The following is a 16,668-nucleotide window of genomic DNA, read 5'->3' as shown; positions in this document are numbered from 1 at the left end:
TTCTAAGGAGAGATATCGATGCAAAAAGCGGGCTTTTCCGCAACACGTCTTCGCCGACTAAGCGGCGCCTTGCAGGGTTATGTGGATCGCGGAGAGATCGCCGGGGCGGTCGCCATTGTTCACCGCAAAGGCGAGGAAGCCTATACCGATGCGATCGGCTGGCAGGACAAAGAGGCACGCATTCCCGTTCGACGGGATACGCTCTTCCGAATCATGTCGATGACAAAGCCTATCACGGCTGCAGCCGCATTGATGCTGGTCGAAGAAGGAAAGATTCGTCTCTATGATCCGGTGAATGAATGGCTTCCGGAGCTTTCCAACCGGGTTGTTCTGCGCGATCCGAACGGAAGGTTGGACGACGTCTTGCCATCGTCCCGCCCTATCACGCTTCACGACTTGCTTACTTCACGTATCGGTATCGGCTGGGGGGATCACCAGCTGCAGTCCGAGGTGATGAAGCTGCTTCCCGCTCCATTGGCAAAGCCGCTGGGGGTCCAGAATGCAGAGGAGCATCTCAATCCTGATTCCTGGATGAAACGGCTGGCCGAGCTGCCGCTCCTTTATCAGCCGGGCACCCGCTTCCTCTACCACATTGCACACGAAGTTCTTGGCGTATTAATTGCCCGGGTAACGGGTCAAACGCTGGATGAGTTTTTCCATGAACGGATTTTTGAGCCCCTAGGGATGAGAGACACAAGTTTCACGATGTCGCAGGAAAAACGAGGCCTGCTGTCAGTCGCATACGCGCCGAAGGAGGGGAGAGGCCTCCTCGCACTGGACCGTCCGGAATCGACTGGTTGGGCGGAAGCTCCTCTCTTCCTATCCGGGGGAGCCGGCCTTCTCTCCACGGCGGATGATTACCAGCGTTTCGGACGAATGCTGCTTGGCCATGGGGAGCTGGACAGGGTACGCATTCTGTCACGCAAATCTGTGGAGGCGATGATAACCGACTATCTCACTCCCGAACAGCATACGCATCCCTTCTTCGATGAGACCGATTACGACGGGTCGATGATGTGGACGAACAAAGGATACGGGTACGGCGTCTCAGTCAGGACCAGGCAAATCGGAATCGGTCCTAGCGAAGGCTCGTTTTTCTGGCCGGGGGCTCTGGGATCGACTTGGATCGCAGATCCGCGTGAGGAGCTAATGGCGACGCTAATGATTCAGCTCAGAGGGGCGCAGCTTCCTAAGAACAGCCTGATCGCTCATGATTTCTGGACAATGATCTATCAGGCAGTGATCGACTGAAGCGCATGAATACGCCATTAAGTAACGTTATAAATAAAGGCCCGTACCAATAAGGTACGGCCTTTTTCAAATGCGAGTCAAAGATGGATAAACGCATTCCAAAGTTCTTGATCGAAGAGGATGTGATTCAATTAAAAATCTCTTGTCTTTCCCTTCGAGAACGAGCTTTGCTTGAATTCCTATATAGTACTTAACTGGGAGCTCAGCGATTGTAAACGGCAAGGTGCGAAACAAAGGGAAGTTTACTTTACACCGAATGCAAGGTCTGGTTGAGAAAATACCTGATAAGTTGTGAGAATTCCGACGATAAGGTGGGCATTAAAGCGGCTAGCAAACCGAGGAGAAGTTCAAACCATTTCGTAACAGGATTTGCAAAGTTAGTAAATTATTTACATCTTTTTAAATAAGGAAAAATCTAATAAGAAGAAGCAGAGGTCGAAAACCTCTGCTTTGATTTGAACCCATTCATTTGTACAACTGCTTCATTACACAGAAACCGCCGCTTATGAATTCCCTCGAAGAGTATGGCGGAATCCTTCGCGCCATGAAGCGAACCTCGGCTTCCAGCCGTGCTGAAGTGCTTTTGCATTCAGTGCTCCGCGTTCGCCTCTTGCACTTCCCGGCTCTATCCTTGGCTCCGGAGCACCAAGGCAGTCCGAGTAGACGCGCAACCATTTAGTGCCGGCTGCCGGATCGCTGTCCACAATGTTGTACGCTCCCGACGGCCAGCCCAGTGCTAGCCCAGCGGCTGCTGCGGCATCTTCCGTATAAACGAAGGAACTGACGCCGTTTGTAGCGGCAAGTCCCCCCCGGCGCACCTGCTCCGCGATCAAACCATTCGGAGCATACCAGGTTCCGTCACCGTATAGCAATCCGTACCGAAGTATAACATGCTCCGGCATCTCCGCCACGGTGGTCTCCAGTGCATGAGCACCTCGTACAGTTGATATGCGTGGCGCGGGCGCCTCAAGATCAAGTGGACAATCCTCCGTCGCCGGCCCCTCCCCAGGTGCATATGTCCAAGAGACGCTTTGTGCAATCATTCGGCGAACGCGAGCTGCGAGCGAAGCGTCCACGAGGTTTCTCGTTCCCTCCTTGCGGATTCGTGCATTGTCCTCCAAATTCATGGCCTGCAATGCGGTTAATTGGTGAATGACCACCTCCGGAGATGCCCCGGCAAGTGCTCCGAACAGGGCATCGCGATCATATACATCTGCAAGAATAAATGAAGCCCCAGCTTCCTTCATTCTTGCAGCATGTTCCGGATTGCGTATTAATCCGGTCACTTCATGTCCCGCTTGTACCAGCATCGGAATGAGCGATTTCCCGATGACCCCGCTTGCTCCCGCCACTAAAATTTTCACTTGAATCTACCTCCGTTTTTTTGATTTTTTGCAAGCTATGAACCCCGAATACTTCTCCAATGATGAGTGCCCTCAATAGCTGATAAAGTTCCAACCGATCATGGAGGAAGACCACTCTGTCCAGAATGGAGTTAACACCTGGAATGATTCCATTTCTAGACAGCGGATAATCGGACAAAATGCCATCAAACCGGCAATCCCAGCGCCAATAACAATGACAAACCAGTTTGCTTGCCTTATCAGACCTATCCTTTAATCACCATCTCCTGTTGAATTGATGAATATAGAACGATGTAGCCGCCTTATATGTGACAATGCTGCGCCAGCGGACGTTCCCTTGCCGCAATGCCGCTGGTCTGTGTTCCGGATGCCGTCTAATTCGATTTGGAAATGATGCGACATGTCACAGACATCGGCCCTATTTCGTTTAAGATGACGAAAAACCGGGAAAGAGCGGCTGCCTCCCGGAAATTCAAATTTAAATAAAATTCTGAGGAGTGAAGAGGATGAGATTGAATTACAAGGTCAATCGGCATACGCCGCAATGATGTTGGCTGTAGCGTAAAAATGTCCAGAAGAAATGGGAGATGGAGAAAAATGCCGCTTATAGTAAAGACCCGTCCGATGATACCGCTAAGTTCAGTCTGAATGTGTTGTATCATTTTTTGAAAATATTCATGCGTTATGGCACGGGTCGGCCAAGGGTGCTGCAGCAGTTTAAGCGGGCCAAAAAGTACATCTTTGTCTTTATGATGCCGCTGCATAACTTCTATATACCCTTGAAGGATATAGATTATGCGCCGTACTCCCTTCTCCTTCATCAAACTGTATTGGTACAGTTCGCGATATTCGCGATGGTCCGTCTCCTACGTACTCATTATGCTTAAGGTATGGAACGAAAATCGCATTCATTGATCGGAGGACTACCTATGAACGGGATTAATTTGTTATTTCGCGAAAGAATCGGACTGCCGGCGGACGAAGTGCTCGATTTCGATGGACTGGATTGCCTTCTGGAGAAAACGGCAATAACGTTTCCCTTTGAAAATTTGCGTGTGCTGAACGGCCGGGCATTTCCGATTACGGAGCCATATTTGATTAACAAGCTGCTGCTTGAGAAAGAAGGGGGACTTTGCTACGAGCTGAATTCGCTCTTATATCTGTTCCTTGTCGAAAACGGATTTAACGTGGTGCTGACAAGAGGGATCATCTATGACCGGGAAGCACAAAACTATTTGTCATGGGGAAGGAGTCATATCGCCGTTCTTCTAGCCCACTTAGGACGGCTTTATCTCGTCGATACAGGATTTGGGGCGAATTTGCCGCTGAAGCCCGTTCCGTTATCCGGGGAAGACGTCATTTCCGGTAACGGTTCGTTTCGGATCCGGCCGGAGGACGGCAGTCTTGGAGATTACAAACTCGAAGTGAAGATAATGCATAAGGATTCGGATTGGCATATCGGATACGCCTTTGATTCCGGGAAGCCGATCACCGACCTATCGGAAAGCGAAGACATTCGGAAGATAGTTGCGGAGTATCCCGGATCGAAGTTCAACAAACGTCCGCTCGCCACGAAATTGACGGCCGGTGGTAACGTTACGTTAACGGAAGATTCATTTACGGAATGGAAGGACGGAACCGTGACGAAGGAGCACATTGACGGCTTGCGCTATAAGGAGCTGCTCCGTTCGCGCTTCGGACTGTAAAACTGTAGAACGAAGGAAATGGCCGCTTCCCCTCCTCACGGTTAAAAATGACGGAAACTGCCCTTGCCGCATAGGGGCGAGCCGTCAGGAACCGTAGGAGATATTATCCGCCGCCTCTCCGGCCCGTCAAATATCAGGTAGCTATAGCATTTGCAGGCCATCTTCAATTTACCTGGGCCTTGAAACACAAAATCCTGCGGGGCCAGTGCACGGCCTTGTTAAGCCGAGATGAAGGGTTGGCTCGCGCTAGTCGGGATCGAGGAAGCGGCCGCACATTACTTTACTTTTCATTGGAAAAACTAAACCTTGTCGATTAACGTCGGCGTACGATAAGCATAGGAGGAAACAACATGGCACAATTATTATATATTACCGCGAATCCCAAGTCTCCGGAACATTCAGTCGGACTTCAAGTAGGCCAGTCTTTTCTTCAAGCCTATCGGGAAGCTCACCCGGACGATGAAGTGAAAGAATTCGATATCTATAAAGAATCGTTTCAGACGATCGACGGCGATGTCATAATGGCATGGGGGAAAATTCGAAAGTTGAATATGGACTTCTCCGAGCTGAGTCCCGTCGAACAGCAAAAACTTCACGCCCTGAACGAAGTAACCGAAATGGTGACGCGTGCCGATAAATATGTGGTTGTCTCTCCCATGTGGAATTGGGGAGTCCCGCCACGTCTCAAGGCATTTATCGATTCCTTTGTCATTGTTGGAAAAACGTTCCATTACACGGAAAGCGGTCCCGTCGGACACTTAAAAGGCAAAAAAGCGATTCATATTCAAGCGAGCGGCGGCATTTTCTCCGAAGGGCCTTTTACGGCGATGGATCATAGCCATCCTTATTTAAAAATGGTTTTGGGTATTGTTGGGGTAAGCGATGTAGAAGCTCTGTTTGTGGAAGGGCATGAAAATAAACCGGAGAATGCGAAAGAAATCGTCCGTACGGCCATAGCGAAAGCTTACAAGCTTGCCGCTGCCTGGTGATGCGAATAATCCCCCTATGCCAGGCGTATACAGTATCGGTGACTGCGCCTAATCGCAGACCCGGTCAACGGGTATGTCGACGGCATGACGCGCAAGGAAGCGATTCCTCAAGCTGCAAAACGTGCCAAAATTTTGCTGGCCGATCTTGAAGGACGCCAGGCGCCGGTGCATAAAAGCTATATGAAATCTTTCAGCATCGGGCTCGGTCCCGACAAAGGATTAACCTGGGTGAACAAATGGGGACTCGATATCGTCATCAAGGGTAAGTTGGGCTGGAAGATCAAAAAATATACATGGGACACGGCAAGCTTGCTGACGAAATGAAAGACAGGTTAAAACGTGAAAAGGAGACGGTACACCGATGGAGGAGTTGTACATGCATTATAAGGGACTGTTGCTCACGCTTGCTTATCAGATGACAGGTACGTGGTCTGATGCAGAAGACGTAGTGCAGGACGTGTTCTTGAAGGTGTGTGACGTACATCCGTCTGGTCTCGCCGAAGAACCTAAGGCGTATTTGTGCAAAATGGTCGTCAATCGCTGCCGCGATTTATACAAATCGGCTTGCAAACGGCGGGAGCGGTATTTCGGAGAATGGCTTCCCGAGCCAATCCCGACCTCGGAAGACGAAACGCTCGATTTTATAGTACAAGACGAGCTGCTGTCTTATGCAACACTGGTACTGCTGGAAAAACTGTCCCCAGCAGAACGGGCGGTGTTCGTCTTGCGTGAGGCGCTCGGCTTCGATTATGCCGGTATAGCCGAGATCATCGGTAAAAGCGAGGTCAATTGCCGCAAGCTTTTCAGCCGCGCGAAAGGAAAGATGGAAATCGGCGAAGGGGAACCGGTCCATGCCGAGACCGATAGAGAAGCATGGATCCGCCGATTCGTTGCCGCGCTTGAGCAGGATAACACAGAGCAGGTCGTTTCCATGCTTGCGGACGATGTCGCGCTCATCTCAGACGGGGGAGGGAAAGTGTTCGCCGCGGTTCGCCCGATCGAATACCGCGAGGCCGTCTCCAAATTCCTTTTCGGTTTTTTCCGCAAGTCGCTCCATTACGAGGGTGGCATTCAATTGGAGGTAAGTAGGATTAACGGCCAGACCGGGGTCGTTGTCCGTGTAAGAGAGCAAGCCGAATCTGTCGTGATGATTCATGCCGAAGGACATACGATTCACAACATTTATATTATCCGGAACCCGGATAAGCTGAGTTTATTTCGCTCCGGATACCAGTTATCGAAATTAGGGAATTGAGTAATGGCAAGAACTCTTACTACTGACGTAATCTGCATTCACTGTCGTGATCTTCAATCTTTTTTTTACTTACCACGGCAGCAGCCGCATCGGTTTAACATGGCAATGCTTGTGTACTCATCTCCTTATCAATAAATTTTTCCTTTCAGAATTTAAAATAAAGCTTACACGCGCAGGGTTTCCCCTGCGTTTTTTTTCAGTCTGGACCCTATTGGATTCATATCGCCTATATTTTGTGTGAATGCCCTATTGTTGGGCAATCCTCGGGAGGTTTACGATAATCTTGGTTGATACATCGAATCGAAAGGGGGTGCAGGGTGATGATCTCTTTTGCAAGCGCTGTCAATCGGTTGCGGTTACCCAACATATAACAGCTGCACTCGAACCATACGTTCTTTTCATCGCAAGGATCTGCAAGTCTATTAAAATGGATGCGGAGGTACCAATTCGTGAAAAAGTTTATCAGCACGGCACTCATTCTCTTGATTGCGCTGGGAACGCTCTCCGGATGCTTCGAAAGCGCGAATAACAGTCCCAATATTTCAGAAAAAGAAAAGACACCGCCTGGCGAAGAAACGCCTGCACCGCCGGACAACGAGTTATTGATCTATACGGGCGACCAGCTGTTCAACAAACGCTATGTTGACGAAGACAACTTCGAGCAGCTTATCGGCCAGTTTGTCAGGAAAAAATTTCCGGATATCAAAATCCGGCATGTGCAGTGGGACGACGGCACGCGCTACGAGGATATGATTGCGAAAGGGGACTTCCCTGATATCGTTCTGGAGGATGTGAGGCGCAATTCATACCGGTACGTTCGCAGATTCAATCTTGAATACGATATGTCGGATCTGATCAAAAAGTACAATTTCGATACGAGCAGGCTGAGTCCGGCCTACATGCAGGAATCCATTAACGCTTCGGACGGAAAACTGTTTTCGCTTCCGTTCGAATCCAGCGACTATGTACTATATTACAACAAGGATCTGTTTGATAAATTCGGCGTTGATTATCCACAGCCGGGCATGACGTACGATCAAATCTACGAATTGGCCAAAAAGCTGACCCGCCAGGAGGGTGACCTCACCTATAAAGGCTATCAGCAGCATCCCGAATATTATATGATGCTGAACCAGCTCGGGGAGCCTGCGCTCAGCCCGACCGAAGACAAAGCATCCATGCTGTCGCAAAACTGGCTGAAAATCGTAAACAACCTGAGGCGATTCTACGAAATTCCCGGCAATCAGTTCACAACGGTGAAGGATTTTCCCAAAGGCCAAATCGCCATGGCGGTCGATGTGGACGAAATGATCGTCGATTATGGGATAAATTACAAGGACCTGAATTTCGACGTATCGTCCGTACCCGTCTTCGAGGGAACCGGGACCGAATATCAGCCCTACTCGTTCGGAGCGTTCATCACGAATCAATCCAACAATAAAGATCTGGCCTTTCAGGTGCTCGCTTATCTGCTGTCCGACGAGGTCCAGATCGAACGGGCCAAGCTGGGCGTCAGATCTCCCGTCATAAGCGATGCCGTTCAGCAGGCGTTTGGTCAAGGAGTGGCGGAGCTGCGGGGCAAGAACCTCCAATCTGTTTATGCGCTGAAGAGCGCGATTCCGGCAGCCCGCAAGCCGGGCCTGACGTTTATCGATCCGAAGGTTCGCTATGTGTTCCAGCCCAATATCTTTGAGGAATCGAAAGACAGTCAGACGGCGCTGAGGCTGGTCAACGAAGATATGGACAAAGCGATCGAAGAGACGATTGCGATCGAACAATCCGGCGACTTCAGCCCCCATTTGTAAAATAAATAAACAGATCGTTGCGGCCACCGTGAACTCATTCACGGTGGGTTCTTGCTGCCGGGACAATTCTTCCGATTATTGGATCTCAAGAGGGCCTGGTACGTGTCATTGATGCGGGAAGTACGTTAATTACGTAACAATGCGGGATAAGCGATATGTAGACCGAGATTCTGGTACATTGCCTTTTGGCTTTAATACGAATAAGGCAGATGATCCGAGACAAATGGCAGCTCGGATCGCAGCGACTGGATCCACCGAAGAAGGCTGTGAAAACCTTCCTCATCATTGGAGAAGGATAGGGGATTACCAAGCGCGATCTCTCGAAAGTTAACGGCACGTGCGACATATGTTTGCTGGGCAATGTCGATCCCAATGACTAGATGTTGGGCCGTAATTTTTTCAATGAGTTGATTTTGTTTGTCCTGCGATTTAAACTTCAAAGTAGAGCGTCCTCCTAAACAGAATGGAGAGAATTATAAATGAACCGACTAGTAATCATGACAGTAGGAAAGACTCATAGTGGAAAAACTACTTTCGCAAAAGAATTAGAATCAGTATTACAACAAGCTGTTGTCATTGACCAGGACAACCACGCAGAGTTTATAAATAACCATTATAAGAAACTACGCCCCATTGAAGGACCAAATACAATTAAATTCTCTCTTACAAATACGATTGTTGAGTATGCTACGGAGCAAAGCAATTTACACATAATCCTAAGCAATTCCAATCTGCATGAACCAGCACGAACGAATGTACTTCGTTATTTTCATGAAAAAGAATTTGTAAGCATTATAGTTTACTTTGATTTACCTGTTGAATTACTGAAAGAGCGTATAGAACAAACACAGAGAACTAAAGCGATCTTTCGAAGTGCTTCGAGCTTTCTAGAAGTGCTAGAGCGACAAGAAATCTCGAAACAGGTACAACCGAGAGAAGATGAAGCTAATTATATATTTGTCATTAAGGATCCAACTAAGCTAATGGAAATAATTCAACAAATTAAAACAATCAGTGAATCAAGTGAATTATAATATTTTACATTAGCTGATTTAAATTTGTTTCGGGGCTTTCGGCTCTGGTAATTCAAATTTTCATTACGCTACCCCGAAAATTACTCTTAGCACAAACCCAAAAATGGCAGCACGAAGCTAATCCCAGCTTTGATGGTTTTTAAAAGTTGTGCTTCTTAGGAATTTATGAAACATGAGGAAGTTAAGAGGCCTCCGAATTAGAAAGAGCGACTTGAAAACCAAGATTCTCGAGCTTTCGTACGGCTTGTCTAACAATCGCATCCTGCTCCCAGGTAGTTGTCAGATCTGCATACGGAGTGGGCGACTTCGATCAGTGCCGCTCGGAGATATTTGTTGCCTTTGCGAGTTTTCGAGGATTTACGTTTTCCGGCACTTTCATTTTGCCCTGGAACGAGACCAGCCCATGAACAGAGATGAGCGGCAGATGGGAAGTGTGAAGCGACATGAGTCCCAACTTCGGCTAAGATTTGTTCGGCGGTACGCCGGCCGATCCCTGTAGTGGTATCTAGACGTTCAATGTCTCGCTGAAAAGGGTCGAGCCGTACGGACTGGCGCTCGTTCAGGGCAATTGGATTTTGATCGGACGCTGCGACCTGCGGAAGGATATCCGCCATTTCCGCTTGTCGCGAATGACTGAGCTAGTCGTGTTGGATAAGTATTTTGTTATGCCGTATGGCTTTAACTTGAGCCATTACCGTCCGCCTGATGGAGTATGATTATTACATCTCAATTCCTTTTGGTTTTGTCAATTGGCTTCCCCATTCGCCAACTGGCTCTAACCAGCTTAAAGGTCTGTCAAGGATGAATTCAGAAGCGGCTTTAATTAGCTCATCGCGGTACTCTCTAGTTTCAATAACGGTTTCGAAATACTCTCTTGAGCAGTTCCATACTTCATAAAAAATGACATCATCGGGTTCATCAGGATCTTCATGCACAATCGTGCTTACAAAGCTTGGCTCTTGGGACATTCTATCGCATAATGTCCCCACTACTTTGAGAAATTCATTCTTTGTTCCAGGTTTCAATTTAAATCGAGCGAGTAAAAGCGTTTGTTCTGTATTTGACATGTGATGTAATCTCCTTTTATTTAACAGCTACAGAGTTATCGTCGCTGCCATACATCGAATTGTGTAAAGGAAAATAATTACATAATTGGTGCACTTCCAATAGTTTCAACGGACTTCTCCGCTAACATCATGTCAGGTCAGTCTATGCGATGTCCCACAAGATAAGAATTGTCGTTAGTATGCGCAGTTATTTCAACTAATCACTTTTTTTCTTAGTTTTCGTTTTCCGCGTTTTGTTGACGGTACCCGAGGTAACCCCTATATGATAATAAAGACCAACTGAACGGAAACAGGATAAGGAATGCAATCAGGTTTGCCGAAAATGTAAAAAACACATCCCAAGACTTCATATGTAAAATACCCAATGAAACCAATATTAAAGAATCAAGCCCAGATATCAGGAAGACGAGGACTATTTTAACGGATAGGCGCAGTTTAAGCTTAAATAGGATAACGATTAAAATACTAATTAAAAAACATTGAACATGAGAGAATACGGTATTATCCCGAGACGGGTCCTCAAACCATCCGATTAAAAAAAGGTGACTCTTTATGATTGCGTAGAGTACATAATCCATGGATACGCGAATGCTGAAAATAATGAAGCATAGCGTTGCAAAGTATAGAGAAGGGTGAAGGATCGTTTCCATTTTTCGAAACCAGATTTTTGCGAACCCGAAATAAAACGGAAGGGCAACAAATGTATATATAGATTTCCACCAATTGTGCTCATAAATACCCAGCTTGAGGAAAAGACACTCTATTCCGAAAAATATTCCGGAGAATAACACAATCCATCCAATGTTTAAATAAAAACCGGCTATTGCAAAGAAAACGCATTGGATGCAATTGCGCCAAGAATGTTATCGTCATAAGAATTATCAAGAATATCGGGGATATAACGATAGCTGTCAAAAAGTTTACAGATAAAAAATTCGACGGAATACCCGACTCCAATCATCCCAAAAAGTAAACTGATTAATTTGATTTTCTTTGTTTTTATAACTGTAAATACGTCAATGATGATGCTTATAATGCCAAGGCAGAGGTATCAAACATAATGTTGCATTGGAAACTCCCCTTCTTTCCAATTAAATTGTTTTTTCCAGGTGACAGACCATTTCTAGGGTACAAAGGGTTACTTTCCATTGATAAGCAATTGTTACCCAAATTAATATTCCCAACTTGATTGAATTGGATACGGATTCCTTGACCCCAACTTTGAGTTACATCTGCCAGCATCCTGAGGGTAAAGGGACTGTTCTGGAGCAGCAGCCCTGACTATGTTAGTACCGCAAAAAAAAAGAGAACGCTACTTTACGCGTCCTCTTCAAATATTATTCTTTAATTGATCTCTTGGTCTTTTATGGTGACATCAGGAACAAATAATTCACCAGTAAAGGTGTTAATAGATTCTCCAGAATTAGCCTTAACAATCCAATTATGGTTCACAAGAGCTGCTTTACCAAGGGATATCAAGTCTCCATCGTGAGCAAGAGCCTTCTCAGCATCATCGGGTTGATCAAGATTGCCATTAATAATTACGGTTGTCTTTTTAAGGACCTAATCAAAGAGATTCAGAAAGGCAACTTCGATCATTTGAAGAAGAAGCCTGTAAGTGATGTGGAAACACAAGAAGTCGCCGCGGGTACATCTCAAGAATAAATGTATATAGGGAGATAAAGTAGCCACGTGTGTGTCCGATGAAAATAAAGTCTTAGACTGGAATCGTTGATTTAACGCGGTATTTTGGATTAGAAGGTCGGCAGCTTTTAAGATATAAGTATTAGACTACACTTCACAATAACGAAAGGCAGGTTTAAGACTTGGGAAAATAAAGTCGTAGACTGCCTCTTGTTATTGAGCTATCGTTCCCGTTAGCGCAATGAAATAATTTATTCAGTTCCTCTTAAGAACCGTCTTTTGGTTAACCTTACTCCGACCTGTGCAGCGCGCCGACCAGCTCTACAAAATGATGCCCGAGCTCTTCAAAGTTGCGGTATTGGTCAAACGCAGTGCAGGCAGGGCTCAGCAGTATAATGTCACCCGGTGTAGCCAGCTCGTGCGCCTGCGCCACTGCCTCGGCCATGCCTTCGCAGTGGACATTAGGCGGGCATGCCGCCACTTTGCGCGCCGCATCCTTCCAGGCGGTCAAATTAACCGACGATCCTCGTAAACGGCAGGAACTGGTTCGCGTCTTTGAAAAATGCCTTAAGCCCATACCGGAGCCTGCTCAGGAGCAAGTCCAATGGCGAACACCAGAACGTCAATGAAATTGAGGGATGTACTAAAAATCACCGAAGGATTGCCTTCGATCAAGTCTGGCCTTGAGGTGCATGATCTTAATCGGTATGTCGAGCGATTTCATTTCGAGAACGACACAAAAACGCTTCACGTAAAAATGCGGGGAGAAGAGTCGGCTCGAGGTATTCCAATGGACAAGCATCCGTACCTATCAGTTGCACGGAAAAATGAAATGCTCGATATGGCTGCTGCATCTCCGGTGCGAAATATGCAGATCAATAAAGCCATGGAGCTTGGAGGGTAATGACATGAGCGTGGATGTAGCGAGAAGCACGCGAATAAATGTAAAGTAAACGCGCAATTTTTTTAGGAATTAGGGAGAGAGAGGGGAGAACAGCTTGATCCTAACTGTAGAACAACGTGACAAAATTTTAGCTACATTAAATGATGGACAGCAACGATTCCTTTGAGAACAAATGGTCTGAGGCCGGCGTACGGTTTTTGCAAATGCAATGGCGAAAGAAAAAGGTGCTCATGTTCCTACGGATGCCGATCCGGAAGATATTGAAGCGCTACTTAATGAATGGGTCTACACCGGGTACATTGATGCAGGCAAGGTCAGCTCAGATTTGAAGTGCGAATGCGGCAGATCCTTACGTTACCAGCATCATGTTCAGCATAAAGCAACCGGACAGGTCATGAAATTCGGTATCGAGCATTTGAAGGAGCACTTAAAAATTGATGCAGCTGTGGTTTCAATCATTAAAAAGGGCTTTGATGCGGTTGACTACGAACTGGATGAACTGCTTCTCAAAATTCAAAACAACTGGCAGATCGATCCGGACTTGATTCAGGGCAATATCCCGGCGGAGATTATGGAGCATCTTTCGCTCGGACTTCCGCTGCTCGAAAAGCAGATCAGGAAACTGAAGCAGCTGGTTACTCCGTAACCCCGGCCGGCGGTTTTTGATCGGCCAATCGCCAGTACGATGCCGGTTAAGAATGAATCCCATGATTTATTCTCGTGGGAGGAAAACGTAGTTGCTGCAGCACAAAAGGTCCCGGAGTTTGAACTGCCGATTGACTTACAGGAACCAACGCGAAAGATTCTTGAAAGTGGAGTGAAAAGTGCGCGTGTCATCAGTGAGCTCCTTATCGAAAAACACCGCGCTCTGTCAGCTCGTTACATAACCGAAAAACCGAAAATATTTGTCGCCGTCTGCGTGTACATCGAAGGGCTGAATGGAATACAGACTCTTTCAGTTAGCTCGGAAGATCGACATTATTCATTCTAATGTCAAGGGCCATCCTTTGGGATGGCTCTTTTTTCGCAATTTACTTTTTTCGTGCGCCGGCAATTTGCGAGGAAAGCGGCGTTGTCCTCCTGACATTGGATGCTTGGGCGGATGTTCATCCATCCTTAGTGACCATTCCGTGCGACTGGACTTCACGCTGCCCTATGGTTTGCTATACCCCTTACATCCGTCCAAAGATGTCAACCAGTTTATAGAAATCATCCAAGACATGCGATCTAAGCAGTTTTAACCGATCGATTTGCTTTTATCACATAGATAAAGACCATTAACATTGCCATAGCCGCTAAAATAGCCCCCAACCACATAGCACCAGTTACGTTAACCGCATTTACGACAACACCGCCAATCAGCGACCCAATGCATATTGATAATTGAAATGTGCCCGTAAATATCGCTTGCGCTGCATCGGGCTTATTGGAATCTTGAAAGATCCAAAGCTGCGATCCAAGGGGAACCATGCCCCACGCAACGGCCCAGATAATGAGTGCAATTGTAGCCATAATCCAATGATGACCCAATACTGCGATTCCTATAAAAGAAACAAGATAGATGATGGCGATAACACCATTCATTCGAGGAAGGCCCAACTTAACAAGAAACTCTCCTAAGAAATTACCGACAATAACAACGCCGCCATAGACAAGAAGCAATATGCTCAATACGTTATCCGACACGCCTGTGACTTGCTGCAAAAATGGCGTTACATACGTATAAGCCCCGTATTGACCTGCGACGATAAAAACAGTGAAAATCAGAATCATTTGGATTTTTCTCGAACGGAGTAAATTGATGTAGTCATGAACTGTAATGCCTTGTTCCATCGGCATTTTAGGAAGCAGAATGAGTTGAAGGATAATAACGACAACCCCAAACACACCGGCATCCATAAATGCTGATTTCCAATCCGAATGGGCCGCAATAAATGCTCCTGCCGGCACGCTGATTATGGTTCCGATCGATATGCCAGAGAACACAATGGCACTAGCTCGAGCCACCTTATCTCTAGGCACTAGCTTACTTGCGGTTGCCACGGAGATTCCCCAGAAACCGCCAACTCCGATTCCAAGAATGATACGAGCTATAATGAACACGATAAAATTAGGTGCGGCAAATGACATAAAGCTGGATAGGATAAGCAAAAACGTTAAGGCTAATAATACAATTCGTCGATCTAATTCTTTAATTACGAGCGTCGTAAGCGGTGCAGCAATCGCGCCTAATAGCGCGGTAAAGGTGATGGTTAATCCGGCAGTTCCTTCTAATATATCGAATTCTCGAGCGATTTCAGGAAGTATACCGACTGGTAAAAATTCGGTAATGACAAGGGCCAATGCACCTAGAGCGATGGCAATAACCGATAACCATGGATTTCGTAATCGGGTTTGGTTTGAAATTTCACTAGTCATGGATGGATTCTCCTGTCATAATTATGAGAATGATCGTTCCCAATTGTCCAAAAAAAATGATCTTTCTCGGCGCCTACGGCAAAGAACTGGCAAGTGATCTAGCCAGTTCTTCTGGCTGTCTTATTCGTTGTTGCTCATTTCGAGCTGAGATTTTTGATTATTTCATTCCAAAAGCTTGTGCAATGAGTCGATAAGATCGAAGTCTGGCTTCGAAGTCATGAATGGGCGATACCAGGAGCAATTCGTTGGTCTGATATTCTTCAGCCAGCTGGGAGAGTCCGCGCTTTACTTGCTCGGGATTGCCGACCACTCGTTTTGCACGTCCGGCCTTAAGTTTTTCCAGTTCTTCATCGGTGTATGGGTATTGCTCAGTCGTTTCGACTGTAGGGAAGAATGGTATTTCCTTACCCTTTGCCAATTCTTGATAATAAAAACCTACACTGGAATCTAGTTTCCGTGCTTCCTGCTCTGTGTCGGCGCAAATGACAATGACAGCAGCCAAAGACTGTGGCTTGCTCTTCATTCCAGTAGGCTTAAATCGCTCGCGATACAACGCTGCAGCTTCAGGGCCGCCAGAAGCAAAGATAATAAAATGGGCAAACGCATAAGAAGCACCTGCCTCAGCAGCAAGTTCGGCTGTTTTACCGCTTGAACCAAGCAACCATAGCTCTGGCACAGTTGGCACGGAAGGAGACGCAATAATATCAGGAAATCGATGATATGCCGGTACAGCATCATGCAGATACACAACGAGATCAACAACCTGCTGCGAATAGTTCTTTTCTAGTTGGTGCCCTTCTTGAAGAACGCTTGTCGCCAAGGGAAGACTACCGGTAGCATGGCCAATACCTAGATCAATTCGGCCGGGGTACAGAGCTTCCAACAGCTTAAAGTTCTCGGCAACCTTATATGCACTGTAATGGGGCATCATAATACCGCCAGAGCCAATGCGAATCCGCTTGGTATGCGAAGCCAGGTATCCAATGAGGACCTCGGGGCTGGAGTGAGCGAGTCCTTTGGAGCCATGATGCTCAGATACCCAATAACGGGAATAACCCATTTTATCAGCTTCAATGGCCAAGCGGGTCGTTGTTGCAAGGGTCTCGATAGCAGTGTGGCCCTCTCCGACAAGAGATTGATCTAATATTCCAAGTTTTAACATGATGTTCACCTCAAGGTCATAGTAGCCGAAATTTTCGACTTAAAAACTGCAGTTATCCAAATCCATCTA

General features: G+C 46.7%; 15 protein-coding genes and 2 pseudogenes. 10 read left to right on the top strand and 7 right to left on the bottom strand.

Going from position 1 to position 16,668, the window contains the following annotated elements; translation table 11 throughout:
* Positions 1–18 precede the first annotated feature (18 nt).
* On the top strand, positions 19–1,251 hold the full coding sequence (locus tag AC0YOA_RS13155) for a serine hydrolase domain-containing protein (RefSeq protein WP_475786955.1): 1,233 nt from the start codon (positions 19–21) through the stop codon (positions 1,249–1,251).
* A 503-nt stretch (positions 1,252–1,754) separates the two neighbouring features.
* Here the strand turns inward: AC0YOA_RS13155 and AC0YOA_RS13150 are convergent.
* Positions 1,755–2,615, bottom strand: a complete 861-nt coding sequence (locus AC0YOA_RS13150) for an NAD-dependent epimerase/dehydratase family protein (protein ID WP_475786954.1) — start codon at positions 2,613–2,615, stop codon at positions 1,755–1,757.
* Positions 2,616–3,544: 929 nt separating this feature from the next.
* On the opposite strand from AC0YOA_RS13150, the gene AC0YOA_RS13145 reads away from it, so the two are divergent.
* The 5 genes from AC0YOA_RS13145 to AC0YOA_RS13125 all read left to right on the top strand — a co-directional run bounded on the left by AC0YOA_RS13145 (position 3,545) and on the right by AC0YOA_RS13125 (position 8,370).
* Positions 3,545–4,321, top strand: coding sequence for an arylamine N-acetyltransferase family protein (locus AC0YOA_RS13145; RefSeq protein ID WP_475786953.1), 777 nt, complete (start codon positions 3,545–3,547; stop codon positions 4,319–4,321).
* 350 nt (positions 4,322–4,671) lie between these two features.
* Positions 4,672–5,310 carry an FMN-dependent NADH-azoreductase gene (locus AC0YOA_RS13140; RefSeq protein ID WP_475786952.1) on the top strand — a complete coding sequence of 213 codons (639 nt, stop codon included), beginning with the start codon at positions 4,672–4,674 and terminating at the stop codon, positions 5,308–5,310.
* An 84-nt stretch (positions 5,311–5,394) separates the two neighbouring features.
* A complete protein-coding gene (locus AC0YOA_RS13135) occupies positions 5,395–5,634 on the top strand; it encodes a hypothetical protein (protein WP_475786951.1) in 240 nt (79 codons plus the stop codon).
* A gap of 37 nt (positions 5,635–5,671) precedes the next feature.
* On the top strand, positions 5,672–6,565 hold the full coding sequence (sigJ, locus tag AC0YOA_RS13130) for an RNA polymerase sigma factor SigJ (protein ID WP_475786950.1): 894 nt from the start codon (positions 5,672–5,674) through the stop codon (positions 6,563–6,565).
* Between the two features lie 449 nt (positions 6,566–7,014).
* Positions 7,015–8,370 (top strand): ABC transporter substrate-binding protein, encoded by a 1,356-nt coding sequence (locus AC0YOA_RS13125; protein WP_475786949.1) that lies wholly within the window; start codon positions 7,015–7,017, stop codon positions 8,368–8,370.
* Between the two features lie 233 nt (positions 8,371–8,603).
* Here the strand turns inward: AC0YOA_RS13125 and AC0YOA_RS13120 are convergent.
* Positions 8,604–8,810, bottom strand: a pseudogene (locus AC0YOA_RS13120) (IS110 family RNA-guided transposase); the annotation flags it as partial.
* Between the two features lie 39 nt (positions 8,811–8,849).
* Here AC0YOA_RS13120 and AC0YOA_RS13115 point away from each other — a divergent pair.
* Complete coding sequence (locus tag AC0YOA_RS13115) at positions 8,850–9,404, top strand: ATP-binding protein (RefSeq protein ID WP_475786948.1); 555 nt, start codon at positions 8,850–8,852, stop codon at positions 9,402–9,404.
* A gap of 275 nt (positions 9,405–9,679) precedes the next feature.
* Here the strand turns inward: AC0YOA_RS13115 and AC0YOA_RS13110 are convergent.
* Positions 9,680–9,946: pseudogene (locus AC0YOA_RS13110) on the bottom strand (transposase); the annotation flags it as partial.
* A 33-nt stretch (positions 9,947–9,979) separates the two neighbouring features.
* On the opposite strand from AC0YOA_RS13110, the gene AC0YOA_RS13105 reads away from it, so the two are divergent.
* On the top strand, positions 9,980–10,120 hold the full coding sequence (locus AC0YOA_RS13105) for a WYL domain-containing protein (protein ID WP_475786947.1): 141 nt from the start codon (positions 9,980–9,982) through the stop codon (positions 10,118–10,120).
* Positions 10,121–10,123: 3 nt separating this feature from the next.
* On the opposite strand, the gene AC0YOA_RS13100 is transcribed toward AC0YOA_RS13105, so the two are convergent.
* Together AC0YOA_RS13100 and AC0YOA_RS13095 are read right to left on the bottom strand one after the other, a co-directional pair.
* On the bottom strand, positions 10,124–10,471 hold the full coding sequence (locus AC0YOA_RS13100; RefSeq protein ID WP_475786946.1) for a putative quinol monooxygenase: 348 nt from the start codon (positions 10,469–10,471) through the stop codon (positions 10,124–10,126).
* A gap of 1,933 nt (positions 10,472–12,404) precedes the next feature.
* Positions 12,405–12,626: a hypothetical protein gene (locus tag AC0YOA_RS13095; RefSeq protein WP_475786945.1), complete on the bottom strand. Its 222-nt coding sequence runs from the start codon at positions 12,624–12,626 to the stop codon at positions 12,405–12,407.
* 93 nt (positions 12,627–12,719) lie between these two features.
* On the opposite strand from AC0YOA_RS13095, the gene AC0YOA_RS13090 reads away from it, so the two are divergent.
* Together AC0YOA_RS13090 and AC0YOA_RS13085 are read left to right on the top strand one after the other, a co-directional pair.
* Complete coding sequence (locus AC0YOA_RS13090) at positions 12,720–13,019, top strand: hypothetical protein (protein WP_475786944.1); 300 nt, start codon at positions 12,720–12,722, stop codon at positions 13,017–13,019.
* A gap of 208 nt (positions 13,020–13,227) precedes the next feature.
* On the top strand, positions 13,228–13,665 hold the full coding sequence (locus tag AC0YOA_RS13085; protein ID WP_475786943.1) for a hypothetical protein: 438 nt from the start codon (positions 13,228–13,230) through the stop codon (positions 13,663–13,665).
* 581 nt (positions 13,666–14,246) lie between these two features.
* Here AC0YOA_RS13085 and AC0YOA_RS13080 read toward each other — a convergent pair.
* Positions 14,247–15,437: an MFS transporter gene (locus AC0YOA_RS13080; protein WP_475786942.1), complete on the bottom strand. Its 1,191-nt coding sequence runs from the start codon at positions 15,435–15,437 to the stop codon at positions 14,247–14,249.
* A 157-nt stretch (positions 15,438–15,594) separates the two neighbouring features.
* Entirely contained in the window at positions 15,595–16,599 is a 1,005-nt protein-coding gene (locus tag AC0YOA_RS13075) for an LLM class flavin-dependent oxidoreductase (RefSeq protein WP_475786941.1), read from the bottom strand.
* Positions 16,600–16,668 lie beyond the last annotated feature (69 nt).

The organism is Paenibacillus sp. JT22N12, assembly GCF_056269365.1.
Note: the sequence above shows the minus strand (reverse complement) of the source record. Positions and strands in the feature narration are given on the sequence as shown.